Origin of the sequence: Burkholderia sp. D-99, assembly GCF_011605345.1 — a bacterium.
Taxonomy (GTDB): Bacteria; Pseudomonadota; Gammaproteobacteria; order Burkholderiales; family Burkholderiaceae; genus Burkholderia.
This window is the reverse complement of the sequence record NZ_JAAOXM010000018.1, coordinates 36,280-62,568: the sequence shown is the minus strand read 5'-3', so window position 1 is coordinate 62,568 and position 26,289 is coordinate 36,280. Positions and strand designations below refer to the sequence as shown.

The window sequence follows — 26,289 nt, the reverse complement described above, 5'->3', positions numbered from 1 at the left end:
TTCCCGCCGCCGGGCCGTGGTCGACCGACCGTGGCCGGCGCCGCATCACGATGTCGAACAAGACCCACGAAATCCGCCCGGAGCAGTCCGTCGAGCTGCTGAAGGAACTGCACATCCTCACCCGCGACGGGAAGTTGAACCAGGACAGCCGCCGCAAGCTGAAGCAGGTCTATCACCTGTTCCAGTTCATCGAGCCGCTGCTCGCCGGCGTGCAGGCCGACAAAAGCAACGTGACGCTCGTCGATCACGGCGCCGGCAAGTCGTACCTCGGCTTCATCCTGTACGACCTGTTCTTCAAGCAGCAGCCTGGGCACGGCACGCCGGCATTTGCGTCGCACGTGTACGGGATCGAGACCCGCGAGGAGCTGGTCACGCGTTCGGCCGAGCTCGCCGCGCGGCTCGGGTTCGGCGGCATGTCGTTCCTGAACCTGTCGGTCGCCGATTCGATCACGTCGCCGAAATTGCCTGAAACGGTCGACGTCGTCACCGCGCTGCACGCGTGCGACACGGCGACCGACGACGCGATCCGCTTCGCGCTCGCGAAGCGCGCGCAGCACATCGTGCTCGTGCCGTGCTGCCAGGCGGAAGTCGCGGGCGTGCTGCGCAAGAACAAGGGCAAGTCGCTCGCGAGCGCGCTGACGGAAGTGTGGCGGCATCCGCTGCATACGCGCGAATTCGGCAGCCAGATCACCAACGTGCTGCGCTGCCTGCAGCTCGAAGCGCACGGCTACCAGGTCAGCGTGACCGAGCTGGTCGGCTGGGAGCATTCGATGAAGAACGAGCTGATCATCGCGCAATACAAGAACCTGCCGCGCCGGCGGCCCGGCGAGCGGTTGAACGAGATCCTGGGGATGTTCGGGCTTGCCGAACTGAACGCGCGGTTCTTCGTGCCGGAAGCCGCGGCGGCGGGCGGCGAGGTCGCGGAGCCGACCGAAGGCTGATGCGCGGGCGGACGGCGCGCCGCGCGCCGCACGTTGTACGCCGCGTCAGACGTCGTCGCCCGACCGGCGCATCCATTCGCGCCAGCCGTCGTGGCCGAGGCGGCGCAGCGTTTCCTGATTCCTTTCGTAGATCGCGGACGCGTCCGGGAACGCGTCGACCGCGCGCGCGATGCTGTCCTCGCGCAGCAGGTGCAGGATCGGATACGGCGCGCGGTTCGTGTAGTTCTCGATGTCGTCGGGCTCGCTGCCTTCGAACCGGTAGTGCGGATGGAAGCTCGCGATCTGCAGCACACCGTCGAGCCGCAGTTGCCGCACCAGGCGGTCGGCAAAGAACAGCGCATCGTTGTAGTCGATGAAATCGGCGAACGCATGCGGGAAGATCAGGAGCGTCGTGTCGACCTGCTGCGGATCGGCCGCGTCGAGCGCGCGCAGCTCCGCTTCGAGTTCGGCGAGCGCGTCTTCGAGCGTCGTCGCTTCGCTGATCGCATAGCGCACCTGTTCCTTCACGTACACGCTTTTTGCGAACGGGCACAGATTGAGCCCGATCACCGCGCGCGCGAGCCAGTGCCGCGTGGCGGCGAGGATGTCGTCGTGCGATTCGGGGCGGGTGTCGGTCATCGTGATACCAGTCGGGCGGAAGGGCGGCGAGGGCCGCATTGTAGCGGGCCCGCAGGGCGCGGACGCGCGCGGCCCGTCACGCGCACGCGGCTTCGATCAATTGCGTGACGAGCGCGGGCGCGGTGCCGATCGGCGTTTCGCCGTGCCGATAGGTCTGGCTGGCCGCGTAGATACCTTCGACCACCAGCGCGAGCGCATCGGCGAGCGCCTTCGGTTGCCGTGCGCCGGCACCTTCGCATAGCGCGACGAGCCGCTTCATCAGCTGTTCCTTGTTCTGCGCGACGCGCTCGCGCGCCGGGTGCGACGCATCCGGAAACTCCGCCGCGACGTTGACGAACGGGCAGCCGCGGTAATCCTTCTGCGTCGCGCGCTCGGCGAGATCGACGAAATACTGGATCAGTTGGGCCTTCGGCTGGCCCGGATGCTTCGCGGCGCTCGTATCGAGACGCTCGAAGAAACACGCATCCATCCGCTCCAGATACGCGAGGATCAGCTCGTCCTTCGACGAGAACTGCCGATACAGGCTCATCTTGTTGACGCCCGCACGCTCCACGACCGCCTCGACGCCCACCGTACGAACGCCTTCCTTGTAAAACAGCTCCTCGGCCGCGCGCAGCAGGTGCTCCTGCGCGGTGGCGCCGTCGATCGGCCGACGCGTGCGCCGCGCAGGCGGTTTGGCGATCTCGATGCCCGACATGATGACCCTCGACTGCATATTGGATTGCTTGACATGTTACCGATTGGTCACTACGATCGCAACACACTTGTGACCGGTCGGTAACAATGCCGATCGGATCAACAGACAAATGCCAAGCGTCGGCCCGGGTCAGCCGATGCAGCGTGCGGCGGAGGTGGCCTGGCTGGGTGGGGCGGAGCGGGCGCGGAGGTGCCGGAGCCGCCAACTGGAGAACGCGAAGATGAACTGGGCGGTGACACGAATCGGCGGGCGCTTCCATTACGGATGGCTCGCGGCGGCGGTGGTATTCCTGATCCTGCTGGCGGCAGCCGGCACGCGTGCGACGCCGAGCGTGCTGATGGTGCCGCTCGAGCGCGAACTCGGCTGGAGCCGCGCGACGATTTCGCTGGCGATCTCGGTGAACATCGCGTTGTACGGCCTGACGGGCCCGTTCGCGGCCGCCGCGATGCAGCGCTTCGGGCTGCGCCCGACCATTCTCACCGCGCTCGTGACGATGAGCGCGGGCGTCGCGCTGTCGTCGATGATGACGCATAGCTGGCAGATGGTGCTGATCTGGGGCCTGATGGTCGGCTGCTCGTCGGGCGTCGTCGCGCTGACGCTGTCCGCGACCTTCGTCACGCGCTGGTTCCATGCGCGGCGCGGCCTGATCATGGGTATCCTGACCGCGAGCACCGCCACGGGTCAGCTCGTGTTCCTGCCGATGCTTGCGGCGATCGCGCAGCACCATGGCTGGCGGCCGGTCGTGCTGGTCGTCGCGATAGCGGCCGCGATCGTGATTCCGCTGGTCGCGTTCCTGTTGCCCGAACGGCCGGCCGACGTGAAGCTGCGCCCGTACGGCGAGCCGGCGGATGCGCCGCCCGCGCCCGACACGACGAAGGAGAACCCGCTCGCGGTCGCGTTCCGCACGCTGCTGACGGCCAGCCGTTCGCGCGATTTCTGGCTGCTGTTCTTCAGCTTCTTCATTTGCGGCGCGAGCACCAACGGTTACGTCGGCACGCACCTGATCGCGATGTGCAGTGACTACGGGATGACGGAAGTGCAGGGCGCATCGCTGCTCGCGGCGATGGGCGTGTTCGACCTGTTCGGCACGACGCTGTCGGGCTGGCTGTCCGACCGCTACGACAATCGCGTGCTGCTGTTCTGGTACTACGGGCTACGCGGGCTGTCGCTGATCTACCTGCCGCACGCGTTCGGGATCGATTTCTTCGGGCTGCCGCTGTTCGCGATGTTCTACGGGCTCGACTGGATCGCGACCGTGCCGCCGACCGTGCGCCTCGCGACCGACGTGTTCGGCAAGGCCGCGGCGCCGGTCGTATTCGGCTGGATCGTCGCCGGCCACCAGCTTGGCGCGGCGTTCGCGGCGCTCGGCGCGGGGCTGCTGCGTGCGAGCCTCGGCACCTACACGATCGCGTCGATGATCTCGGGCGGGCTGTGCATCGTCGGCGCGCTGATCGTGCTGCGGATCAACCGCGGCCCGTCGCGCGCGGCTGCGCAGGCGGCCTGAGCGCGGCAGTCCGTTCGGCCGCGCGGCCGGCGGCCAGCCAATGCACCCACGGAGATTTGCATAGCGCGGGAGGATCGGGCGCGCATCGGCTCAAGCGAGTATGCTTGCGGTTCGCCACGCGTTCGCGCCCCTTCATCGATGTCAGCGAGGATCCGCATGTCCGTCAAACCTGCTCCCACCACTGTTTCGATTCACGATCTGATCGCGGGCCGCTGGAGCCCGCGCGCGTATTCGGATGAACCCGTCAGCGCCGGCGATCTGCATGCGGTGTTCGAAGCTGCCCGCTGGGCGCCGTCTGCCTACAACGCGCAGCCGTGGCGCTTCATCGTATTCGACCGCACGCAGGACGAAGACGCATTCAAGCGCGCGTTCGCGACGCTGGTGCCGTTCAACCAGGGCTGGAATGCGCCGGCGCCCGTGCTGATCGCGGTGACCGCGCACACGCTCACGTCGAAGGGGGAACCGGCGCCGACCGCGCTGTACGACGCGGGCGCCGCCGCGATGTCGCTGGTGCTGGAGGCGCACGCGCTGGGCCTGGCCGCCCACCAGATGAGCGGCTTCGACGCGAAGGCGTTCCGCGACGCGTTTGCGATTCCGGCCGACGTCGCGATTCCGGCGATCATCTCGCTCGGTCACTACGGCAACGTCGACAAGCTCGATCCCGTGTTGCGCGATCGCGAGAAGGCGCCGCGCACGCGTCATGCGATCGGCGAGGTCGTCTATGCGGGCGCGTGGAAGAAGGGCTTCGACGCGGCCGCCTGACCTGCCTGGCGGGCGGGCTGCGTCGCGCACCCGCCCACCTGTTTCCCCGGCGCGCCAGCCTGCGCGCCGTCGCCACCGGGGCCCGTTGCGCGGCACTGGTGGCCGGCCCCGGTTGTGATCCCGCGGGCTTCATGTTAAAAAGCCCGTCCTTTCCGTTTTCGCGCCGGCCCTGCTGCGGCAACTTCCCATGACTTACTGCGCGATCGATTTCGGCACGTCCAATTCCGCCGTGGCGCTGCCCGACGGCGACGGCATGCGCCTCGCGCCCGTCGAGGGCGACCACCTGACGCTGCCCACCGCGATCTTCTTCAACAACGACGAAGAGACGGTCGAATACGGCCGTGCGGCGCTGGCTTCCTATATCGACGGTTTCGACGGCCGGCTGATGCGCTCGATGAAGAGCATCCTCGGCTCGCCGCTCGCGGAAACGACGACCGATCTCGGCGATGGCAGCGCGATCGCGTACACCGAAATCATCGCGCGCTTCCTGACGCACCTGAAGCGCAAGGCCGAAGCCCGCGCGGGTGCACCGATCGGTCGTGCAGTGCTCGGCCGGCCCGTGTTCTTCGTCGACGACGATCCGCGCGCCGACCGCCTCGCACAGGACCAGCTCGAGGCTGCCGCGCGGTCGGTCGGCTTCGCGGACGTTCAATTCCAGTACGAACCGATCGCGGCCGCGTTCGACTACGAATCGCGCCAGCAGGTGGAGCGCCTCGTGCTCGTCGCCGACATCGGCGGCGGTACGTCCGACTTCTCGCTGGTACGTGTGGGGCCTGACCGGATGGCGCGGCTCGAGCGCAAGGACGACGTGCTGGCCCACCACGGCGTGCACGTCGCGGGCACCGACTACGACCGGCGTGTCGAGCTGGCAGCGATCCTGCCTGCATTCGGCTACCGTTCGCTCGACCCCGAAGGGCGCGAGCTGCCGAACAAGGTCTACTTCGATCTCGCGACCTGGCACCTGATCAACACGGTCTATACGCCGAAGCGGCTCGGCGAACTGAAGCTGATGAAGCACCTGTACCGCGACGTGCAGCAGTACGACCGGCTCACGAGCGTGGTCGAGCAGCGGCTCGGGCATGGGCTGATGGCGCGCGCGGAGGAGGCGAAGATCGGCGTCGCGGCGGGCGGGGAGACGATGATCGACCTGAACGACGTGGAAGAGGATCTGCAGATCGCATTCGATGCCGAGCGCCTCGTCGATGCGAGCCACGACGACACCGCGCGCATCGTCGACGCCGCGCGCGAGACGGTGCGGCTCGCGGGTGTTGCGCCGCGCGATGTCGGCGCGCTGTATTTCACCGGCGGCTCGACGGGGCTCGCGTTCCTGTCGGGCGCGCTCGCGGGTGCGTTCCCGGATGCGCAACCGGTGTTCGGCGACCGCCTCGCGAGTGTCGCGACGGGTCTCGGCATTCACGCGCAGCGATTGTTCGGTTGAATGCGGGCGGCTTAGAGGCCGCCATGCCGGACGACCGGCGCCGAATAACAAAAAGCCCCGCCGAAGCGGGGCTTTTTTTCACGAATTATCGCGCCAAGCTTAGACCGGACGGATGTTCGCAGCTTGCAGACCCTTCGGGCCCGTCTTCACTTCGAATTCAACCTTCTGGTTTTCTTGCAGCGTCTTGAAGCCTTCGACGCGGATTTCGGAGAAGTGCGCGAACAGATCGTCGCCGCCGCCTTCCGGGGTGATGAAGCCGAAGCCCTTTGCGTCATTGAACCACTTGACGGTACCGGTTGCCATGTTACTTGTTCCTAAAAAGATAAAACGGGGCCGAGGCCCATGGGGTGCGGAAAATCAAGGAAGGGGTAATAGGACCAACCGGAGTACCGTTGATGGGCGAACTACGAAAGAACCAATTCACTCGCCACTTGAAATCCTGCGAAGTCCTTTATACGGCTAATCAACCGAGTGGTCAACCGTATTTCCATGGACTCAGGGTTATTGCGTAGATCAGGTTTACAAAGCTTGCAAACGATGCGAATTTTTTGTAGGGGCCGAACGATTTTGGCGCCACGGTTCAGGTGCAACCGTTAAACTACGCGCCGCGTGGACGGGTTGCCCTGATCGGGTGGCGCGTCCCCCCAAGAATGCGTGCGCGGTGCAGTCCGAGCCGATCCCGGACCGCAGGCCGACCATGCTTTTTGAGACACAGGAGAGGATGTGAAGAGTTCTATTCAACGGAACATCGGCCCGTTTGCATTGATGCTGACGGGGCTGGGTTCGATTATCGGCTCGGGCTGGCTGTTCGGTGCCTGGAAGGCCGCGAAGATCGCTGGTCCGGCGGCGATCTGCGCATGGATCATCGGCGCGGTCGTGATTCTCGCGATTGCCCTGACGTACGCGGAACTGGGTGCGATGTTCCCCGAGTCGGGCGGCATGGTGCGCTACGCGCGCTACTCGCATGGCTCGCTGGTCGGCTTCATCAGCGCGTGGGCGAACTGGATCGCGATCGTATCCGTGATCCCGATCGAGGCTGAAGCGTCGATTCAGTACATGAGCACGTGGCCGTATCCGTGGGCGCATGCGCTGTTCGTGAACGGCGAGCTGACGGTACCCGGCCTGCTGCTGTCGGCCGTGCTGGTCGTCATCTACTTCATGCTGAACTACTGGGGCGTGAAGGCGTTTGCCCGTGCGAACACCACGATCACGATCTTCAAGTTCCTGATCCCCGGCCTCACGATCCTCGGCCTGATGCTGACGAGCTACCATCCGGAAAACCTCGGCACCGCATCCAATGCAAGCTTTGCGCCGTACGGCTGGTCGGCGGTGCTGACCGCGGTCGCGACGAGCGGCATCGTGTTCGCGTTCAACGGCTTCCAGAGCCCGGTGAACCTCGCGGGCGAAGCGCGTAACCCCTCGCGCAGCGTGCCGTTCGCGGTGATCACGTCGATCCTGATCGCGCTCGTGATCTACGTGCTGCTGCAGATGGCGTATATCGGTTCGGTGAATCCGGCTGACGTCGCGCAGGGCTGGTCGCACTTCAACTTCAAGTCGCCGTTCGCCGAACTGGCAATCGCGCTGAACCTGAACTGGCTGGCGATCCTGCTGTATGTCGATGCGTTCATCAGCCCGAGCGGCACCGGCACGACGTACATGGCGACCACCACCCGCATGATCTACGCGATGGAGCGCAACAACACGATGCCGAAGATGTTCGGCAACGTGCACCCGCTCTACGGCGTGCCGCGTCAGGCGATGTGGTTCAACCTGCTGGTTTCGTTCATCTTCCTGTTCTTCTTCCGCGGCTGGAGCTCGCTCGCGGCGGTGATCTCGGTCGCGACGGTGATTTCGTACCTGACCGGCCCGATCAGCCTGATGGCGCTGCGCCGCGCGGCGACCGACATCGAGCGTCCACTGTCGATTCCGCTGATGAAGCTGATCGCCCCGTTCGCGTTCGTCTGCGCGTCGCTGATCCTGTACTGGGCGAAGTGGCCGCTGACGGGCGAGATCATCCTGCTGATGATCGTCGCGCTGCCGGTGTATTTCTTCTTTCAGGCGAAGTCGGGCTGGACCGGCTGGGGTGACGACCTGAAGGCCGCATGGTGGCTGGTCGCGTACCTGCCGACGATGGCCGTGCTGTCGCTGATCGGCAGCAAGGAATTCGGCGGCCACGGCGTGCTGCCGTACGGCTGGGACATGCTGGTCGTCGCGGCAATCGCGCTGGTGTTCTACTTCTGGGGCGTGAATACCGGCTACCGGACCAAGTATCTCGACGAGCGTGAATCGCACGACGAGATCCTCGAAGGGATCGGTGCCTGACGCGTGACCTGTCGCCGGATTCGGCGGCGGCAGCAAGCAGCGGAAAAAGCCCGCCCGAGCGATGCTCGGGCGGGCTTTTTGTTGGCCGGTTGTCGCGTGACGCTCAGGCGGCCGTGCTCGCGAACACGTAGTTTGTCATCGCGAGCACGCGCTGGTACGTGCCGAGCGACTGGATGCCGAGTTGGTAGTCGTCGTCCGCCGCGCCGAGCGCCGTGAATACCGGCAGCAGATGCTCGTCGGTCGGGTGCATCAGCGCGGCATGCGGCGCCTGCCGGCGGTAGTCGAGCAGCGCGTCGACGTCGCGTGCGGCCAGCTTCGACTCGAACCAGTCGGTGAATTCCGCGACGCGCGGGTCCGCATCCTCCGGCGCCGCTCCGAAATCGGCGGCGCGCAGGTTGTGCGTGATCTGGCCGGAGCCGATCACCATCACGCCTTCGTCGCGCAGCGGCCGCAGCGCGCGGCCGAGTGCGAAGTGGTGCGCTGCGTCCGCACGCGGCTGGATCGACAACTGCGCCACCGGCACGTCGGCTTCCGGGAACATCAGCAGCATCGGCACCCATGCGCCGTGGTCGAGGCCGTGCTCGGTCGTCGCGGTCGCGATGCCGGCCGCATTCAGCAGCCCGGCCGCGCGCTCGGCGACGTCGGGCGCGCCGGGCGCCGGGTAGCGGATGTCGTACAGCGCCTGTGGAAAGCCGTAGAAGTCGTGGATCGTTTCCGGATGCGCGGCGATGCTGGCGACGGGCCGCTGCGTGCCCCAGTGCGCGGACAGCATCAGCACCGCGCGCGGGCGCGGCAATTCGGCGCCAAGGTGGGTGAACGCGCCGGACGGCAGCGTCGGGTCGATCGGCAGCGTCGGGGCGCCGTGGGACAGGTAGAGCGAAGGCAAGCGGTTCATGGCGGTGGCCTGCAAAGGGATTTGCCTGTGACTATAGGCGTGCACCGACTATTGATAAATCCGCGTTTTGGAATTTGATTGACGCTATTTTGTTGTTAATCGGGGCGGCGGCGCGCGTTCCGCGGCAGGTTGGCACGGTATTCGTGATATCGAACGAATTTCCGCCGAAATTGGCGAAGATGCGCGCAGAACGAATCTGCAGAGGTGCGCTTACTGAGCGTGCCGGATGCCGGCCCAGGGCGTCGTCTGCGGTGCGCTGAGCGCGAACAGGTCGAGCACGCGCGTGACGGTCTGGTCGACGAGTTCCTCGATCGTCTTCGGCATCGCGTAGAACGCGGGCAGCGGCGGAAAGACGATGCCGCCCATTTCGGTGACGGCCGTCATGTTGCGCAGATGCGCGAGGTTGAACGGCGTTTCGCGCACCATCAGCACGAGGCGGCGGCGCTCCTTCAACGTGACGTCGGCTGCGCGCGTGATCAGGTTGTCGGACAACCCGTGTGCGACGCTCGCGAGCGTCTTCATCGAACATGGCGCGATCACCATCCCGTCGGTCGCGAACGACCCCGACGCGATCGTCGCGCCGACGTCGCGCACCGAATGCACGACGTCCGCACGGCTTTCGACATCGGCTTTCGACAGCTTCAGTTCGTGCTGGATGTTGAGCCAGCCGGCGTTCGAAATCAGCAGGTGCGTTTCGACGCCGCCGGCGGCGCGCAGCAGGTCGAGCAGCCGTACGCCGTAGATCGCGCCGGTGGCGCCGGTGATCGCGACGATCAGCCGGCGTGGCGGCGCGCTGGGAGATGCCATCGAAAGGGGGGCGGGGCGTATTACGCGGCGGCGAACAGTTGTTGCAGTTCGCCCGACTGGTACATCTCCATCATGATGTCCGAGCCGCCGATGAATTCGCCCTTCACGTAGAGCTGCGGGATGGTCGGCCAGTTCGAGAATTCCTTGATCCCCTGGCGGATCTCGTCGTCTTCGAGCACGTTGACCGTCTTGATCTGGTCGACGCCGCAGGCCTTCAGCACCTGGATGGCGCGGCCCGAAAAGCCGCACATCGGGAATTGCGCGTTGCCCTTCATGAAGAGCACGACCTGGTTTTCGTCGACGATTTGCTTGATACGTTGTTGGGTGTCCATGACTGACCTTGCGTTTGCTGGGGCGTTAGATCGAAATGATAGCGGATTTCGACCGGGCGGGCCGGGCATCAGCCCGGCAGGCGGCCGCCTGTCGTGCGTTCGATCGCGGCCAGATCGGCGAGCGATTCGACCGCGACGAAGCCGTGCGATGCGAGCACCGCGCGCACGGCCTCGGCCTGGTCGTAGCCGTGCTCGATCCAGAGCGTGCCGCCCGGTTTCAGGTAGGTGCCGGCGCCCGCGACGATCGTGCGGATCGCGCTGAGGCCGTCGGCATCGTCGGTGAGTGCGCCGCGCGGCTCGAAACGCAGGTCGCCCTGCGTGAGGTGCGGATCGTGCTGCGCGATGTACGGCGGATTGCTGACGATCGTGTCGAATGCGAGCGCCGGGTCGAGCGCCGCGTACCAGTCGCTCTGCAACCAGTGCAGCGGGCCGCCGGGGCGGTGCGCGTCGAGCAGCTTGCCTGCATTGCGCTGCGCAACCGCGAGTGCGGCCGGCGAACGGTCGAGCGCCCACACGCGTGCATCGGGCCGCTCGGCAGCGATCGACACGGCAATCGCGCCGCTGCCGGTGCCGAGATCGAGCACGGCCGCATGCGGCAGCCCGTCGATCGCATCGAGTGCGGCTTCGACGAGCAGTTCGGTTTCAGGGCGCGGGATCAGCACGTCCGGCGTCACGTCGAACGGCCGGCCGAAGAATTCGCGCATCCCGACGAGCTGCGCGACCGGCTCGCCGGCCATGCGGCGCGCCTCGAGCGTGCGGTAGCGTTCGACCGCGGCCGCGTCGAGCGGCGCGTCGCCGCGCGTAATCAGTTGCGTGCGGGTCCAGCCGAGTGCGTGCGCGAGCAGCACGCGCGCATCGACCGCGTCGAGCGTAGACGCGCGCAGCAGTTCGTCGGCGGTAGTGTCGGGCATCGCGACCTCAGTCGGTGTCGCCGAGCGACGCGAGCAGTTCGGCCTGGTGCTCGCTGGCCAGCACGCCGATCAGTTCGTCGAGGTCGCCGTCCATGATCGCCTCGAGCCGGTACAGCGTCAGGTTGATCCGGTGGTCGGTCATTCGGCCCTGCGGGAAGTTGTACGTGCGGATTCGTTCCGAGCGGTCGCCGGAGCCGATCAGGCTCTTGCGCGTCGCTGCTTCCTTCGCGTGCTGCTCGTGATACTGCTTGTCCTTGATGCGCGCGGCGAGCACCTTCAGCGCGCGATCCTTGTTCTTGTGCTGCGAACGGTCGTCCTGGCACTCGACGACGATCCCGCTCGGGATGTGCGTGACGCGCACCGCCGAATCGGTCTTGTTGATGTGCTGGCCGCCCGCGCCGGATGCACGGAACGTGTCGATCCGCAGGTCGGCCGGATTGATTTCGACCTCGCCGATTTCGTCGGCTTCCGGCATCACCGCGACCGTGCACGCGGAAGTGTGGATGCGCCCCTGCGTCTCGGTTGCCGGCACGCGCTGCACGCGATGGCCGCCCGATTCGAACTTCAGGCGCGAATACGCGCCCTGGCCCGCGATCCGCACGATCACTTCCTTGTAGCCGCCGAGATCCGACGCGCTTTCCGACATCATTTCGACCTGCCAGCGCTGGCGCTCGGCGAAGCGCAGGTACATGCGCAGCAGGTCGCCTGCAAACAGCGCCGACTCGTCGCCGCCCGCGCCCGCACGGATTTCGAGGAAGATGTTGCGGTCGTCGTTCGGATCCTTCGGCAGCAGCATCTTCTGCAGCTCGGTCTCGAGGCGGGTCATGCTCTCGCGTGCGCTGCGGATTTCGTCTTCCGCGAAGTCGCGCATCGACAGATCGCCGAGCAGCTCCTGCGCGGCCGTTTCGTCGCTGCGCGACTGGCGCCACAGTGCGTACTGTTCGACCACCGGGCCGAGTTCCGCATGTTCACGCGTCAGCTTGCGGTACTGGTCGAGGTCGGCCGTGACGTTTTCGCGGCTCAGCAGGTCGTTCAGTTCGGCCAGCCGTGTGGACAGCTGGTCGAGCTTGCGTTGCATGCTCGTCTTCATGGTGTGGAGCGGCGCTCCCGGGCAAAGGGGTATTCGGAAAGGATAGGCCGGCGTGCGGCCGGTGGCAGGGCGATCGGCCGGCGCTAGTGGCCGGACTGGTCGTTCGAGCGCGGTGCGTGCTGGTAGAAGCCGCGCATCAGGTCGATCAGCGAATCGCGATCGGCGCCGTTCACGCGGTTGAGCGCGCTCGTCGGGCCGTGGATCAGCTTGTTGGTCAGCGCTTGCGACAGCGCTTCGAGCACGGCGGCCGGATCGTCGCCGCGCGCGAGCAGCTTCTGCGCCTTGTCGACTTCGGCACGGCGCAGCGCGTCGGCCTGCGTATGCATGTGACGGATCACCGGCACGACGCTGCGCGTGTCGAGCCATTGCATGAAATTCTGCACGCGCGTCTCGATGATCGCTTCGGCCTGCGCGACTGCCGCTTGGCGCGACGCATTGCCTTCGCGCACGATCGCGCCGAGATCGTCGACGGTGTAGAGGAACACGTCCTTCAGCTTGCCGACTTCGGGCTCGATGTCGCGCGGCACCGCGAGGTCGACCATGAAGATCGGCCGGTGACGGCGTGCCTTCACCGCGCGTTCGACTGCGCCGAGGCCGATGATCGGCAGCGTCGACGCCGTGCACGACACGATGATGTCGAATTCGTGCATGCGGGTCGGCAGATCCGCGAGCGGCATCGCGCGGCCGCTGAAGCGTTCGGCGAGCCGCTGGCCGCGTTCGGCCGTGCGGTTCGCAACGACGAGTTCGCGCGGGCCTTGTGCGGCGAAGTGCGTCGCGCACAGTTCGATCATCTCGCCGGCGCCGATGAACAGCACGCGCTGATCGGACACTTTTTCGAAGATCCGTTGCGCGAGGCGAACCGCGGCGGCGGCCATCGACACCGACTGCGTGCCGATCTCGGTCGTGCCGCGCACTTCCTTCGCCACCGCGAACGTGCGCTGGAACAGCTGGTTCAGATAGGTGCCGAGCGCGCCGGCTTCCGTCGCGGTGCGGACGGCATCCTTCATCTGGCCCAGAATCTGGGTTTCGCCAAGCACCATCGAATCGAGGCCGGATGCGACGCGGAACGCGTGCCGAACCGCTTCCGACTGCGGCAGCGCATAGACGTGCGGTGCGAGTTCGTCGACCGGAATCCGGTGATACTCCGACAGCCAGCGGACCGCGCCTTCACGTGCTGCGCGATCATCTGTCGCGCAATACAGTTCGGTGCGGTTGCAGGTGGAGAGGATCGCTGCTTCGGGTGTGTTGGGCGCCTGGGGCCCGAGAAGCACGTTCTTGAACGTGACGAGAGCCGGCTTGATCTGCTCGAGCGGAAACGCCACGCGTTCGCGCAGGGCGACAGGCGCAGTGTGGTGATTGATTCCGATCGTGAGGAGTTGCATATCGAGGGCTATCGTTTAGCCCCATATTATAGCGTTTCAGCGATTTCCTCACTCGCCGCATACCGGGCATCAGCGTGGCGGGGCCGCGAATTTGGGGGCTCGATCGGCACGCGGTCGAGCTGATAGCCGTAGCCGTAGAGCGGCAGCAGCCGGTAGCCGCGCTCCGGAAGCAGCTGCAGCTTGCTGCGCAGCCGGGACGCGTGGGTATCGAGCGTGCGCGACTTCATGTCGCGGCGGCGTGCCCACACCGTTTCGAGGATATGGGCGCGCGACACGGGCCGCGACAGGTTCGCGAACAGCAACTGCGCGAAACGGAACTCCTTCGGCGTGAGTGAAACGATTGCGCCGCCGAAGCGAACGAGGCAGTGCGTGGCGTCGAACGCGTATTCGCCATACTTTTCGCGCGAGCGTGTCGGTGGCCGGCGCACGCCGGCGCGCCGGCTCAGCGCGTTGACGCGCGCGAGCAGCTCGGGCCCGCTCACCGGGCGCACGAGGCAATCGTCGGCGCCCGCGTGCAGGCACGATACGATTTCGCTCTCGCGCGGCAATTGCATCACGACGATGGCCGGCAGCCCGGGCAGGACCGTCTGCGCACGCGGAATGATTTCCTCGGCCGGCTGGTCGCCGGCCCAGTGGCCGGTGATCAGCATGTCGCAGGTGTCGGTAGCGAGCCACGCGAAGAACGCCGTACTGGACGGAAACGCGTGGCACACGTGGCCGCCTGCAAAGAGCAGGCGGTTCAGGAGCGCGGCATGGCGCGCGTCCGGATCGATCAGAGCGATTCGCATGAGAATTTCTTCAATACGGCAACCGGTGTGCGCTTGCCATAACGTTGAGTCGGCCCCTACACTCGAATGTTCGCGGCACCCGGCTGGTCTCGGGTTCGATGGATGAATCGATGCTAGCCGCTGGCAACGTTCACGCCTATGGGACGAATCCGAATTTATGGAAGGCGTTGGATGAACTGGTTTGGAATCCTTGTCCTGGGAGCGGCCGTCGGGCTGTTCGGCCGATGGCTGCATCCGATGCGGCGCACGGGCCGGCCGGCATGGTGGATCGCGGTGCTTGCCGGCATCGTCGGCGCGTCCGCGGCCCGCATGGCCGGCAATCTTTCAGGACTGTTTTACGATGGCGAGACGCTCGAATGGCCGGTCTGCACCGGCGTCGCGTTCCTCGCCGTAGCCGTGACGGTTGCGCTGTCGGCCCGTCGCTGAATGCTCTCAGGTGAAATCATGAATGCCCGTCTTCCCGAAGTCTCGCCGGTGCCGGCCCGCCTTGCGCTGCTGCGTGGTGCCATGGCCCGCGAGAACCTGGCCGCCTATCTCGTGCCGTCCGCCGATCCCCATCTGTCCGAGTATCTGCCGGAGCGCTGGCAGGCCCGCCGCTGGCTGTCCGGCTTCACGGGCTCGGTCGGTACGCTGGTCGTGACCGCGGATTTCGCGGGGTTGTGGGTCGACAGCCGCTACTGGGTGCAGGCAGACGCCGAACTGGCCGGCACGGGCGTACAACTGATGAAGATGACGGGCGGGCAGCAGAGCGCGCCGCACGTCGACTGGCTCGCGCAGAACGTGGCGGCGGGTGCGACGGTCGGCGTCGACGGCGCCGTGCTCGGCGTCGCGGCCGCACGCGGGCTGACGGGCGCACTGAACGCGCGCGGCATCGCGCTGCGCACCGACCTCGACCTGCTCGACGCGATCTGGCCCGAGCGGCCGGGGCTGCCCGGCGACGCGGTGTTCGAGCACGCGGCGCCGCAGGCCGACACGACGCGCGCGAGCAAGCTGGCCGAAGTGCGCCGCTCGATGCGTGCGCTGGGCGCGCAGTGGCATTTCGTCTCGACGCTCGACGACCTCGCATGGCTGTTCAACCTGCGCGGTGCCGACGTCAACTTCAATCCCGTATTCGTTGCGCACGCAATGATCGGCGCCGATCGCGCGACGCTGTTCGTCGCCGACGGCAAGGTTTCGCCGGCATTGGCCGCGTCGCTCGCACAGGACGGCGTCGACGTCCGTGCCTACGACGCCGCGCGCGCCGCGCTCGCGGCGCTGCCCGACGGCGCGACGCTGCTGATCGACCCGCGCCGCGTGACGTTCGGTACGCTCGAGGCCGTGCCGGCCGGCGTGAAGCTCGTCGAGGCCGTGAATCCGTCGACGTTCGCGAAGTCGCGCAAGACGTCCACCGAAATCGAGCACGTGCGCGTGACGATGGAGCACGACGGCGCCGCGCTCGCGGAATTCTTCACCTGGCTCGAACAGGCCTTGAGCCGTGAGACGATCACCGAGCTGACGATCGACGAGAAACTCACCGCCGCGCGCGCGCGGCGCCCCGGCTATGTGTCGCGGAGCTTCGCGACGATCGCGGGCTTCAACGCGAACGGCGCGATGCCGCATTACCGCGCGACGCCGGAGTCGCACGCGACGATCGCCGGCGACGGGCTGCTGCTGATCGATTCGGGCGGCCAGTACGTGACGGGCACGACCGACATCACACGCGTCGTGCCGGTCGGCACGGTCAGCGACCTGCAGCGGCGCGATTTCACGATCGTGCTGAAATCGATGATGGCGCTGTCGCGCGCTCGTTTCCCGCGCGGCATCCGCTCGCCGATGCTCGACGCGATCGCGCGCGCGCCGATGTGGGCGGCCGGGCTCGATTACGGCCACGGCACGGGGCATGGCGTCGGCTACTTCCTGAACGTGCACGAAGGCCCGCAGGTGATCTCGCACTACGCGCCGGCCGAGCCGCACACGGCGATGGAAGAGGGCATGATCACGTCGATCGAGCCGGGCGTATACCGTCCCGGCCAGTGGGGCATCCGGATCGAGAACCTGGTCGTGAACCGCGCAGCCGGGAAGACGGAATTCGGCGATTTCCTTGCGTTCGAGACGCTGACGCTGTGCCCGATCGACACGCGCTGCGTGCTGATCGAGATGCTGCATGACGAAGAGCGTGTGTGGCTGAACACGTATCACGCGACGGTGCGCGAGCGCGTCGGCCGGCACCTGAGCGGCGATGCGAAGGCATGGCTCGACGCACGCACGCAGCCGATCTGACGCAACAACATGCGATAACGGCCGGACAACGGCCGAACGACAATACCGAGGGCAAGCAATGGCGGACACAGCAGTGATCGTGATTGACATGCAGCGCGGGCTGGTCGAGCGGGCGCAGCCCGCTTATCGGCTCGACGACGTCGTGTCGGGCATCAACCGGTTGACGGCGGCGGCGCGTGCGGCGAACGCGCCCGTGTGCTTCGTGCAGCATGACGGCGATGCAGACGACGACATCGTGCCCGGCACGCCGGGCTGGGAGCTGCATGCGGGGCTGGTCGTCGGCAGCGACGACTGGCGCGTACGCAAGCAGATGAGCGATTCGTTCCACGACACGCCGCTCGCGGCGCAGCTCGACCGCCATGGCATCCGTTCGGTGCTGATCTGCGGTTATGCGACCGAGTTCTGCGTCGATTCGGCCGCGCGCCGCGCGGCGCTGCTCGGCTACCGGACGACCGTCGTGTCCGACCTGCACACGACGAACGAGCGCGCGCACCTGTTGGCCGCGCAGATCGTCGCGCATCACCAATTCATCTGGTCAAACAATTCGCTGTCGGGCAACGCGGTCACGCCGCGTCCGCTCGCCGACGTGCTGACAACGGAGCTCGCATGACGATCAAGGCCGTGGTGTTCGATTTCGGCGGCGTGCTGATCGACTGGAGCCCCGAGTACCTCTACAGGGAACTGATTCCCGACGACGCGGAGCGCCGCTGGTTCTTCACGCATGTGTGCGCGATGGACTGGGTGGTCCGCCAGGACGGCGGGCAGACGATCGAGGAGGGCACGGACGAACTCGTCGCGAAATTTCCGGAGCACGAGGCGCTGATCCGTGCCTTCTACACACGCTGGCACGAGATGATCGGCGGCGTGCTCGACGAAGGTGCCGCGCTCGTCGACCGGCTCGACGCGCAGGGGATGCCGCTGTTCGGGCTGACGAACTGGTCAGCGGAGACGTTCCCGTATGCGTGGGACAACTTCCCGGTCCTGCGGCGTTTCAAGGACATCGTCGTGTCAGGCCGTGTGAAGCTCGTGAAACCCGATCCGGCGATCTACCGCGAGATGCATGCGCGGATCGAGCCGCACTTGCCGGGCATCGCGCCGCACGAACTCGTGTTCATCGACGACAACGCGAAGAACGCCGCGGCCGCGACGGCGCTCGGCTGGCACGGCATTCATCACACGAGTGCGGCGGCGACCGAGGCACGGCTGCGCGAACTGGGCGCGCTTGCGTAAGCGGCGAGCAAGCAGCCAACCGTCAGATAAAAAAAGCGGGCTAGTGGCCCGCTTTTTGTTGTGCTGCGCCTGAAGCGGCCACCCTCGGTGTCCGGCCCGCGTTGCCGCGGCCGGGCACCCGGGTCGTGCCGGTCAGCGGCTGATCGGCTTGTAGCGCAGACGCTTCGGCTTTGCGGCTTCCTCGCCGAGACGCGCACGCTTGTCGGCTTCGTACTCCTGGTAGTTGCCGTCGAAGAACGTGACCTGCGAATCGCCTTCGAACGCGAGGATGTGCGTCGCGATCCGGTCGAGGAACCAGCGATCGTGCGAGATCACCATCACCGAGCCTGCGAATTCGAGCAGCGCGTCTTCCAGCGCGCGCAGCGTTTCGACGTCGAGGTCGTTCGACGGTTCGTCGAGCAGCAGCACGTTGCCGCCCGAGATCAGCGTCTTCGCGAGGTGCAGGCGGCCGCGTTCACCGCCGGACAGGTTGCCGACGATCTTCTGCTGATCGCCGCCCTTGAAGTTGAAGCGGCCGATGTACGCGCGCGACGGCGTTTCGTACTTGCCCACCGTCAGCACGTCGGCGCCGCCCGAGATTTCCTCGAACACCGTCTTCGTGCCGTCGAGCGCGTCGCGGCTCTGGTCGACGTATGCGAGCTTCACCGTCGGCCCCATCACGACTTCGCCCGAATCCGGCTGTTCCTTGCCCGTCAGCATCCGGAACAGCGTCGACTTGCCGGCGCCGTTCGGGCCGATGATGCCGACGATCGCACCGGCCGGGATCTTCAGGTTCAGGTTGTCGATCAGCAGGCGATCGCCGAACGCCTTGCTGACGTTCTTGAACTCGATCACTTCATTGCCGAGGCGGTCGCCGACCGGGATGAAGATTTCCTGCGTCTCGTTGCGCTTCTGGTATTCCTGGCTGTTCAGCTCCTCGAAGCGCGCGATACGTGCCTTCGACTTCGCCTGGCGGCCCTTCGGGTTCTGGCGCACCCACTCCAGTTCCTTCTTGATCGCCTTCTGGCGTGCCGACTCCGACGCTTCTTCCTGCTTCAGGCGCTCTTCCTTCTGGTCGAGCCAGCTGCTGTAGTTGCCCTTCCACGGAATGCCATGGCCGCGGTCGAGTTCGAGAATCCACTCGGCTGCGTTGTCGAGGAAGTAGCGATCGTGGGTGACCGCGACGACGGTGCCCGGGAAGCGCACCAGGAACTGCTCGAGCCAGTCGACCGATTCCGCGTCGAGGTGGTTGGTCGGTTCGTCGAGCAGCAGCATGTCGGGTTTTTCGAGCAGCAGCTTGCACAGTGCGACGCGGCGCTTTTCACCGCCCGACAGGTGTTCGATCTTTGCGTCCCACGGCGGCAGGCGCAGTGCGTCGGCCGCCACTTCGAGCTGCTGCTCGGGGCTGCCGCCGTCGCTCGACGCGAGGATCGCCTCGTACTTCGCCTGCTCGGCCGCGAGCGCGTCGAAGTCGGCATCCGGCTCCGCGTACGCCGCGTAGATTTCCTCGAGCTTCTTGTTGGCCTGGAACAGGTCGCCGAGACCGTCCTCGACGGCTTCGCGCACCGTCTTCGTCGGGTCGAGCTGCGGTTCCTGCGGCAGGTAGCCGATGTTCAGGTTCGGCATCGGCGTTGCCTCGCCTTCGATGTCCTTGTCGACGCCCGCCATGATGCGGATCAGCGTCGACTTGCCCGAGCCGTTCAGGCCGAGCACGCCGATCTTCGCGCCGGGAAAGAACGACAGCGAGATGTCCTTCAGGATCTGGCGCTTGGGCGGCACGATCTTGCCGACCCGGTTCATCGTGAAAACGTATTGGGCCATTTGGGTGTGAAAGTCAGAAGTGGTTGAGACTGCCGCGCGGCGCGCGGGCGTGGCGGCGTCGGGTGATTCGGTACGGAGCGTGCCGCGCATGGCGCGGCGGCGTCGCCGCGAGTCCGCGGCGCGAGCGGCTATTGTACTTCGCCGCCGGCTGCCGCTGGCGCGACGCATGCCTTTTGGCCAGGGCCGTGCTCACAGCCACGCGGCGACGCCGCCGTGCCCCGAGCACGTGCCGCGCCGGTGACGGCTGAAGCTGTACGTGCCGTCGCGGCAGCGTGCACTCGCGCCGTCGGGTACGCGGCCCGATTTCGAATGCGCGGGTGCGTGCACGGTTTCACCGTCGCGGTTGCGATACGTGTCGTGACGGTTGAGATCGGCTTCGTTGCCGTAGCCGGGCGGTGCGCGGTACGCGTGCGCCGGATGGGGCAGCGCGGCGCACGCGACGAAGAACGCGGCGGACAGCGTCGCGATGCGCGTTGCGCGGCGGAGCAGGTCAGGCATGGTCTCTCTCGGTCTGTTGTTATCGGTGCCGGGCCGCATGTTAGCCGATCGGCAGTGGGCCGGCGCCGCGCAGGGGAGCGACGCTACGCCGCGCCCGACATCGACGCGGCGCCGTCGGCCTGCGCGGCGTCGAGGATCCACCGGCGAAAGGCGGCGACCTTCGGCCGTTCCGCGTGATGGGGCGGATAGACGAGGTAGTACGCGAAATCGTCGAGCCACGCCACGTCGGCGAGCTGCACGAGGCGGCCGCTTGCCAGCTCGCCGCGCACCATTGCGGCCGGCAGCAGCCCGGCGCCCTGACCGGCGACGATCGCCTGCAGCAACAGGCCCGAGTCGTCGAACGCGGGGCCGCGCGGCGGGCCGAAATCGTCGATCCGCTGCGCGCCGAACCAGATGTGCCAGCCCTTGCGCTCGGCGTCGTGCAACTGCGGCCAGCCGACGAGGTCGGCGGGCGTCGCCGGCATGCCGAGCCGTGCGACGAGTTCGGGCGACGCGAGCGCGACGATCTCCACCGTCAGCAGGCGCTCGCTGCACAGCCCGATGTAGCGCCCGAGGCCATGACGGATCGCTACGTCGACGCCGTCGCGCGAAAAATCCGCGAGTGCGTGGCTCGTGACGACCTGCAGGTCGACGTCCGGGCAAGCCGCCCGGAACTGGGCGAGGCGCGGTACGAGCCACGCGGACGCGAAGAACGGCGTGACGCTCACCGTCAGCACGCCGCTGTCGGCGGCGCCCGACACGCGCTGCGACGCATCGGCAATCTGCCGGAACGCGTTGCGCACAGGCGGCAGGTAGTCGCGGCCGGCGGCCGTCAGCAGGATGCCGCGGTTGACGCGCTCGAACAGTTGCACGCCGAGATGCGTCTCGAGCGTGCGGATCATCTGGCTCACCGCGCCGGGCGTGACCGACAGCTCCTCGGCCGCCGACTTCACCGACAGGTGGCGGGCGGCTGCTTCGAATGCGCGCAGCGCGTTGAGTGGCGGCAGGCGGGAACGATTCATTAGTTTTTCTAAAGCGAATGACCGATGAAATATCGTTTGAGGCGGCACATGGGCGCGAGTACCGTTGTCGCATTCGATCGCATGCTTCGCGGCTGCGTTGCAGCGGCCAATGCGATCAACATAGATCAACTATATCCACGAGGCAAACCGGACACCGTGCGGCGTCCGGCGGGACCTGAGAGGAGCATCGTCATGAACCGCCCGGGCGCGTCGCGTCTTTTCTATGGCTGGTACGTGGTCGCGGCCGCGTTCGCCGTCACGTTCGTCGGGTTCGGCAGCGCCTATACGTTCAGTGCGTTCGTCGAGTCGCTGCAGCGGGACTTCGCCGCCTCGCGCGGGCAGATATCGCTCGTGTTCTCGCTCGCCGGCTTCCTGTATTTCGGCTTCGGGATCGTCAGCGGGCCGTTGGCCGATCGCTTCGGCTCCCGGCGGCTCGCGGTCGTCGGCATGCTGCTGACGGGCGCCGGGCTGGCGGCCGCCGGCGCCGCGCACACGCTGCTGCAGGTCTATATCGCGTACGGGCTTGGCGTCGGTCTCGGCGTCGGCTGCGCGTACGTGCCGGCCGTCGGCGCCGTGCAGCGCTGGTTCGTGCGGCGGCGCGGCTTCGCATCGGGGCTCGCGGTCGCGGGGATCGGTGTCGGCACGCTGGTGATGCCGCCGCTCGCGTCCGCGCTGATTGCGCACGTCGGCTGGCGCGGTGCGTATTTCACGCTGGCCGTGACCGCGGTCGTGATCGGCGCGGGGATGTCGCTGCTGATCGAGAACGATCCGCGCGGGCGGGGGCTGCTGCCGGACGGGGAGGCCGCGCATGAGCCCGGCGGCGGGGCGAAAGTCACCGGGCACGATGCGGGGGCTTCGGCGCCCGGCGCGGCCGCGGGTCGCCAGCCGGTCGCTGCGTCGGCGCCTGCCGGCGCGACGGTGCGCGAAGCCGTCACGTCGCGTCCGTTCGCGAGCCTCTACGCGGCATGCCTCTTCTGCTCGTTCGGCGTGTTCGTCCCGTTCGTTCACCTCGTGCCGTACGCGCTCGACCATGGCGTCGCGTCTTCGACGGCCGTGCTGCTGCTTGGGGCGATCGGCGTCGGCAGCACGGCCGGCCGCTTCTTCCTCGGCGGCCTCGCCGACCGCTTCGGCCGCCGCACATCGCTGCTCGCGATGTACGCGGGCATGGCCGTCGCGCTCGTTGCGTGGGCCGGTGCCGGCACCGTCGCGACGCTTGCTGCGTTCGCACTCGTGTTCGGCGTGTTCTACGGCGGCTGGGTTGCCGTGCTGCCGGCGGTCGTGATGGACTACTTCGGTGGCCGCAACGTGAGCGGGATCATCGGCGTGCTTTATACGAGCGTCGCATTCGGCACGCTGATCGGGCCTACCGCGGCCGGCTTCATCTACGACGCGGGCGGCGGCTATCTCGTGCCGATCCTGGCCAGCGCCGCCGCGAATGCGATCGCCTTCGCGATCGTCGCGACGACGGGGCGTGCGTCGACGGCCACACGTGCGGCGCGCGGATAGGTGCACTTCCCACGGCGCGCCTTCGCGAATTCCGGTAGGGTGGCCGGATCGTGAACCGACGACGTGCAGTCGGGAGGCCTCATGACATTCGACGAAGTCCGGCAGATCGCGCTCGCATGGCGTGGCGTCGAGGAAGGTACGTCGTACGGCACGCCCGCGCTCAAGGTGAAGGGCAAGATGCTCGCGCGGTTGCGCGAGGACGGCGACACGCTCGTCGTGAAGGGTGTCGGCCCCGACGAGCGTGCGTGGCTGATCGAATCGGAACCCGACGTGTATTACGTGACGGATCACTACGTCGGCTGGCCGATCGTGCTGGTGCGGCTGTCGGCGGCGCGTCCGGACGCCGTGAAAAACCTGCTTCTGCGAGAATGGCAGGCCATCGTCCCCGCGAAATGGCGCGACGAGATGGCCCGCGGCCCGCGCTGACGCGCCGGTTGTGGCTCGCTGCCTGGCCTCGCCGGGCGCTTTCGGCGCGCCCGCGAGCCGCCGCAAACGGGTACAAGCGTTGCATCGATCGCTGTCGATGCAACAAGTGGTTCCATCGAAATTCTTCAATTGGTTCTTAGTGAAGAACCGTTTGATGCTTACACTCCATCGCTTCGAAGGCGGCTGACGAAAGCCGACGGAAAGGGCGCACGCGATGCGTCGGCGCGCTGCGCGCCGCATCGCACCGCAGCTTCGCAGACTGCGCGGCGCGTCGATCCGAACGGCCCCTCCGGCCCCATGCCCGCGTGCGATGCACGCGCGGTCGCAGCCGGATTCAAGAACGACAACTCCCCGCGCCGCCTTCACGCGACACCCGGCCATACCGGAACCGTTTTTTGGAGAGAGACAGATGAGTGGAAGCAACACAGGCCTCGGTACGGGCCTGAAGCAGCGGCACGTGACGATGATGTCGATTGCCGGCGTGATCGGCGCGGGCCTGTTTGTCGGCTCCGGCCACGCCATCGCGGAAGCCGGCCCGGCGTCGATCCTCGCGTATGCGATCGCGGGCGTGCTGGTCGTGCTCGTGATGCGCATGCTCGGCGAGATGGCCGTCGCGCATCCGGACAGCGGTTCGTTCTCCACCTATGCCGATCGCGCGATCGGTCACTGGGCCGGTTTCTCGATCGGCTGGCTGTACTGGTGGTTCTGGGTGCTCGTGATCCCGATCGAGGCGACCGCCGCCGCGACCATCCTCAATGCATGGTTCCCCGGCGTTGCAACCTGGGTCTTCGCGCTCGGCATCACGCTGGTGCTGACGGTGACCAACCTCTTCTCGGTCAAGAACTACGGCGAATTCGAATTCTGGTTCGCGCTGATCAAGGTCGTAGCGATCGTCGTGTTCCTGTGCATCGGCGGCGCGGCGATCGTCGGCATCATTCCTGCCCCCGCCGTGTCCGGCGTATCGAACCTGTTCGTGCATGACGGCTTCATGCCGCACGGCGCCGGTGCGGTGCTCGCGGCAATGCTGACGACGATGTTCTCGTTCCTCGGCACCGAGATTGTGACGATCGCGGCCGCCGAATCGGACAACCCGCAACGCCAGATCGTGCGCGCGACCAACTCGGTGATCTGGCGCATCACGCTGTTCTATCTCGGCTCGATTCTCGTCGTCGCGGCGATCGTGCCGTGGAACGATCCGCTGCTGCCGAAGCATGGTTCGTATCAGCGCGCGATGGAGCTGATCGGGATCCCGAACGCGAAGGCGATCATCGACGTGATCGTGCTCGTGTCGGTCGCGAGCTGCCTGAATTCGGCGTTGTACACCGCGTCACGGATGCTGTTCTCGCTGTCCAGGCGCAAGGACGCACCGGCATTCCTGCATCGCACCGATTCGACCGGCACGCCGCGCGCGGCTGTGCTCGCATCGACCGCGTTCGGCTTCCTGACCGTGATCGCGAACTACCTGATGCCGGAGCAGGTGTTCGGCTTCCTGCTGGCGACGTCGGGGGCGATCGCGCTGCTCGTGTATCTCGTGATCGCGATCTCGCAGCTGCGGATGCGCAAGACGCTCGAATCGACCGGCGCGGACCTGACGCTGCGGATGTGGCTGTTCCCGTGGCTCACGTGGGCGGTGATCGTGTTCATCTGCGGCACGCTGACCGTGATGTTCGTCAGCGAGGATCACAGGATGGAAGTGGGTGCGACGGCCGTGCTGGCGTTGATCGTGCTGTTTGCGTCGTGGCTGAACAAGCGCGGTCGCGATGCGCAGGCGAGCGCGGGGCGGCGGGTGTCGGCGATGTGAGGCAGTGATGGTGCGGTGGCGGGCCCTGAGCGCTCGCCGCTGGCTGGCGGCGGGATTCCCGTTACGAAAAATGGCCTGATCGGCAGATGCCGGTCGGGCCATTTGCTTTTCGAGACAAGCGGATGCCGCTTTTCCGAGTCGAGGCAGGTTGTGCGGCAACCGCGTGCGGCATTGAAATTTTCGATCAAAAATCGAACTCGTCTGATTTCGCCGGCGGCAACTACTTAATACATTGATCACTTCGATAAGCGGGGTGAATCGATGGGCGAATCGATTTGGAATCCTCGGTTGTACGGCAACATTCGGAAATCGGGTCATAGGTTCGTTCCCGGGTACGGGGCGCATCTTTGCGTGTTCTCCGTATCGAGATCCGAGTGATGAGCAGGCCGCCGATATCCCGTGTAAGCGTTGCATTTCACGCCCGCGACGGATTCCCGTTGAAGGGCACGTACTTTCCTGCGGCTTCCGCCACTTGCTTCCCCGTACTCATTTGTCCCGCGACAGGCGTTCGTCAATCCTTTTATTTTCCATTCGCTGATTGGCTGCGTGCCACTGGGTATCCAGTATTCGTATTCGATTACCGGGGGATGGGGGCGTCGCTCGGCGTGCGTCATGTTCGACAGTCGCGCGCACGTAAACAGGACTGGGGACAGCTCGACATGCCCGCCGCGCTTGACTGGCTGCTTCGAGAAACCGGCGTGAGCGAAGCGCATCTGATTGGTCACAGTGCCGGCGGGCAACTGGTCGGACTGATGCCGAATCACGCGTCGATCCGTTCGCTATGCGCGATTTCCGCGTCATCCGGATACGTCGGCAACATCCGGTGGCCGAAGCGAATTGCCGCATTGTTGCTGGCGAATCTCTACGTTCCGGTTACCGCACGCCTGCTCGGCTATGTGCCTGCCAGGGTGCTCGGTTGGGGCGACGATTTGCCTGCACACGTGGGGCTTCAGTGGGCACGATGGTGCCGCCGCCCCGGATATATGGCGAACGAGTTCGGGGTCGGCGTTGCTCAGCACCACTACAACGAATTCTCCGCTCCCATCACGGTAGTCGCAGCGATCGACGACCCACTCGCAACGCCGGTCAATATCGAAGACTGGCTTCGATGGTTGCCGCAGGCCAGCAGCAATGTCCATTTCATCAGTCCGGAAAACTGCGATGGCCGAGCAATCGGTCACGTCGGCATGTTCCGTCGCCAGCATTCGTCGCTGTGGCCGGAACTCATCAGAGGATTGCGGAGTTGACGCTCAGGCGTGCTTGCGTCCTCGCATCAGGAGA

The 26,289-nt window shown here is 66.4% G+C and carries 26 protein-coding genes; 13 read left to right on the top strand and 13 right to left on the bottom strand.

Features of this window, described 5'->3' with window-relative positions:
- Nucleotides 1-50: 50 nt before the first annotated feature.
- The gene (locus HAV18_RS36745) at nucleotides 51-941 is read left to right on the top strand and encodes an SAM-dependent methyltransferase (RefSeq protein ID WP_166965580.1); all 891 of its coding nucleotides are present in this window, start codon (nucleotides 51-53) and stop codon (nucleotides 939-941) included.
- A gap of 45 nt (nucleotides 942-986) precedes the next feature.
- On the opposite strand, the gene HAV18_RS36740 is transcribed toward HAV18_RS36745, so the two are convergent.
- Both HAV18_RS36740 and HAV18_RS36735 read right to left on the bottom strand, forming a co-directional pair.
- Nucleotides 987-1,559, bottom strand: a complete 573-nt coding sequence (locus HAV18_RS36740; protein WP_166965578.1) for a DUF1415 domain-containing protein — start codon at nucleotides 1,557-1,559, stop codon at nucleotides 987-989.
- A gap of 76 nt (nucleotides 1,560-1,635) precedes the next feature.
- Nucleotides 1,636-2,256: a TetR/AcrR family transcriptional regulator gene (locus HAV18_RS36735; RefSeq protein ID WP_166965703.1), complete on the bottom strand. Its 621-nt coding sequence runs from the start codon at nucleotides 2,254-2,256 to the stop codon at nucleotides 1,636-1,638.
- A gap of 220 nt (nucleotides 2,257-2,476) precedes the next feature.
- On the opposite strand from HAV18_RS36735, the gene HAV18_RS36730 reads away from it, so the two are divergent.
- The 3 genes from HAV18_RS36730 (at nucleotide 2,477) to HAV18_RS36720 (ending at nucleotide 5,960) form a co-directional block, all read left to right on the top strand.
- Nucleotides 2,477-3,760 carry an MFS transporter gene (locus tag HAV18_RS36730; RefSeq protein ID WP_166965576.1) on the top strand — a complete coding sequence of 428 codons (1,284 nt, stop codon included), beginning with the start codon at nucleotides 2,477-2,479 and terminating at the stop codon, nucleotides 3,758-3,760.
- 156 nt (nucleotides 3,761-3,916) lie between these two features.
- A complete protein-coding gene (locus HAV18_RS36725; protein ID WP_166965574.1) occupies nucleotides 3,917-4,522 on the top strand; it encodes a nitroreductase family protein in 606 nt (201 codons plus the stop codon).
- A 187-nt stretch (nucleotides 4,523-4,709) separates the two neighbouring features.
- Entirely contained in the window at nucleotides 4,710-5,960 is a 1,251-nt protein-coding gene (locus HAV18_RS36720; RefSeq protein WP_166965572.1) for an Hsp70 family protein, read from the top strand.
- A gap of 99 nt (nucleotides 5,961-6,059) precedes the next feature.
- Here HAV18_RS36720 and HAV18_RS36715 read toward each other — a convergent pair whose 3' ends face one another.
- On the bottom strand, nucleotides 6,060-6,263 hold the full coding sequence (locus HAV18_RS36715; RefSeq protein ID WP_006477070.1) for a cold-shock protein: 204 nt from the start codon (nucleotides 6,261-6,263) through the stop codon (nucleotides 6,060-6,062).
- Between the two features lie 420 nt (nucleotides 6,264-6,683).
- Here HAV18_RS36715 and HAV18_RS36705 point away from each other — a divergent pair, with 420 nt between their 5' ends.
- Complete coding sequence (locus HAV18_RS36705; RefSeq protein WP_166965568.1) at nucleotides 6,684-8,282, top strand: APC family permease; 1,599 nt, start codon at nucleotides 6,684-6,686, stop codon at nucleotides 8,280-8,282.
- 103 nt (nucleotides 8,283-8,385) lie between these two features.
- On the opposite strand, the gene HAV18_RS36700 is transcribed toward HAV18_RS36705, so the two are convergent.
- The 7 genes from HAV18_RS36700 to HAV18_RS36670 all read right to left on the bottom strand — a co-directional run bounded on the left by HAV18_RS36700 (nucleotide 8,386) and on the right by HAV18_RS36670 (nucleotide 14,487).
- Nucleotides 8,386-9,177 carry a class III extradiol ring-cleavage dioxygenase gene (locus HAV18_RS36700; protein ID WP_166965566.1) on the bottom strand — a complete coding sequence of 264 codons (792 nt, stop codon included), beginning with the start codon at nucleotides 9,175-9,177 and terminating at the stop codon, nucleotides 8,386-8,388.
- Nucleotides 9,178-9,387: 210 nt separating this feature from the next.
- On the bottom strand, nucleotides 9,388-9,984 hold the full coding sequence (locus HAV18_RS36695; protein ID WP_047851571.1) for a UbiX family flavin prenyltransferase: 597 nt from the start codon (nucleotides 9,982-9,984) through the stop codon (nucleotides 9,388-9,390).
- A 20-nt stretch (nucleotides 9,985-10,004) separates the two neighbouring features.
- Nucleotides 10,005-10,316: a Grx4 family monothiol glutaredoxin gene (gene grxD, locus HAV18_RS36690; RefSeq protein WP_166965564.1), complete on the bottom strand. Its 312-nt coding sequence runs from the start codon at nucleotides 10,314-10,316 to the stop codon at nucleotides 10,005-10,007.
- A gap of 68 nt (nucleotides 10,317-10,384) precedes the next feature.
- Nucleotides 10,385-11,227 (bottom strand): peptide chain release factor N(5)-glutamine methyltransferase, encoded by an 843-nt coding sequence (gene prmC / locus HAV18_RS36685; RefSeq protein ID WP_166965562.1) that lies wholly within the window; start codon nucleotides 11,225-11,227, stop codon nucleotides 10,385-10,387.
- A gap of 7 nt (nucleotides 11,228-11,234) precedes the next feature.
- Complete coding sequence (gene prfA / locus HAV18_RS36680) at nucleotides 11,235-12,317, bottom strand: peptide chain release factor 1 (protein ID WP_166965560.1); 1,083 nt, start codon at nucleotides 12,315-12,317, stop codon at nucleotides 11,235-11,237.
- Nucleotides 12,318-12,400: 83 nt separating this feature from the next.
- On the bottom strand, nucleotides 12,401-13,699 hold the full coding sequence (gene hemA / locus HAV18_RS36675) for a glutamyl-tRNA reductase (protein ID WP_166965558.1): 1,299 nt from the start codon (nucleotides 13,697-13,699) through the stop codon (nucleotides 12,401-12,403).
- A gap of 26 nt (nucleotides 13,700-13,725) precedes the next feature.
- Nucleotides 13,726-14,487: a response regulator transcription factor gene (locus HAV18_RS36670; protein ID WP_166965556.1), complete on the bottom strand. Its 762-nt coding sequence runs from the start codon at nucleotides 14,485-14,487 to the stop codon at nucleotides 13,726-13,728.
- Nucleotides 14,488-14,658: 171 nt separating this feature from the next.
- Here HAV18_RS36670 and HAV18_RS36665 point away from each other — a divergent pair, with 171 nt between their 5' ends.
- From HAV18_RS36665 to HAV18_RS36650, 4 genes are read left to right on the top strand one after another with little or no spacing between them, the layout of a single operon-like run.
- Nucleotides 14,659-14,913, top strand: a complete 255-nt coding sequence (locus HAV18_RS36665) for a hypothetical protein (RefSeq protein ID WP_166965554.1) — start codon at nucleotides 14,659-14,661, stop codon at nucleotides 14,911-14,913.
- Between the two features lie 18 nt (nucleotides 14,914-14,931).
- A complete protein-coding gene (locus HAV18_RS36660; RefSeq protein ID WP_166965552.1) occupies nucleotides 14,932-16,746 on the top strand; it encodes an aminopeptidase P family protein in 1,815 nt (604 codons plus the stop codon).
- A gap of 58 nt (nucleotides 16,747-16,804) precedes the next feature.
- The gene (locus HAV18_RS36655; protein WP_166965550.1) at nucleotides 16,805-17,356 is read left to right on the top strand and encodes a cysteine hydrolase family protein; all 552 of its coding nucleotides are present in this window, start codon (nucleotides 16,805-16,807) and stop codon (nucleotides 17,354-17,356) included.
- Complete coding sequence (locus HAV18_RS36650) at nucleotides 17,353-17,976, top strand: HAD family hydrolase (RefSeq protein ID WP_166965548.1); 624 nt, start codon at nucleotides 17,353-17,355, stop codon at nucleotides 17,974-17,976. The genes HAV18_RS36655 and HAV18_RS36650 overlap by 4 nt, the downstream gene beginning before the upstream one ends.
- A 132-nt stretch (nucleotides 17,977-18,108) precedes the next feature.
- On the opposite strand, the gene ettA is transcribed toward HAV18_RS36650, so the two are convergent.
- From ettA to gcvA, 3 genes are all read right to left on the bottom strand, one after another.
- Nucleotides 18,109-19,776, bottom strand: coding sequence for an energy-dependent translational throttle protein EttA (ettA, locus tag HAV18_RS36645; protein WP_011350800.1), 1,668 nt, complete (start codon nucleotides 19,774-19,776; stop codon nucleotides 18,109-18,111).
- Nucleotides 19,777-19,965: 189 nt separating this feature from the next.
- On the bottom strand, nucleotides 19,966-20,274 hold the full coding sequence (locus HAV18_RS36640; protein ID WP_166965546.1) for a DUF3761 domain-containing protein: 309 nt from the start codon (nucleotides 20,272-20,274) through the stop codon (nucleotides 19,966-19,968).
- Between the two features lie 83 nt (nucleotides 20,275-20,357).
- Complete coding sequence (gcvA, locus tag HAV18_RS36635) at nucleotides 20,358-21,275, bottom strand: transcriptional regulator GcvA (RefSeq protein WP_166965544.1); 918 nt, start codon at nucleotides 21,273-21,275, stop codon at nucleotides 20,358-20,360.
- Nucleotides 21,276-21,467: 192 nt separating this feature from the next.
- Between gcvA and HAV18_RS36630 the strand changes: the two genes are divergently transcribed.
- From HAV18_RS36630 to HAV18_RS36615, 4 genes are all read left to right on the top strand, one after another.
- Nucleotides 21,468-22,781 carry an MFS transporter gene (locus HAV18_RS36630; protein WP_166965542.1) on the top strand — a complete coding sequence of 438 codons (1,314 nt, stop codon included), beginning with the start codon at nucleotides 21,468-21,470 and terminating at the stop codon, nucleotides 22,779-22,781.
- Nucleotides 22,782-22,862: 81 nt separating this feature from the next.
- Complete coding sequence (locus HAV18_RS36625; RefSeq protein ID WP_166965539.1) at nucleotides 22,863-23,207, top strand: MmcQ/YjbR family DNA-binding protein; 345 nt, start codon at nucleotides 22,863-22,865, stop codon at nucleotides 23,205-23,207.
- 409 nt (nucleotides 23,208-23,616) lie between these two features.
- On the top strand, nucleotides 23,617-25,008 hold the full coding sequence (gabP, locus tag HAV18_RS36620; protein ID WP_166965537.1) for a GABA permease: 1,392 nt from the start codon (nucleotides 23,617-23,619) through the stop codon (nucleotides 25,006-25,008).
- Between the two features lie 377 nt (nucleotides 25,009-25,385).
- The gene (locus tag HAV18_RS36615) at nucleotides 25,386-26,255 is read left to right on the top strand and encodes an alpha/beta fold hydrolase (RefSeq protein ID WP_166965535.1); all 870 of its coding nucleotides are present in this window, start codon (nucleotides 25,386-25,388) and stop codon (nucleotides 26,253-26,255) included.
- The last annotated feature ends 34 nt before the right edge of the window (nucleotides 26,256-26,289 follow it).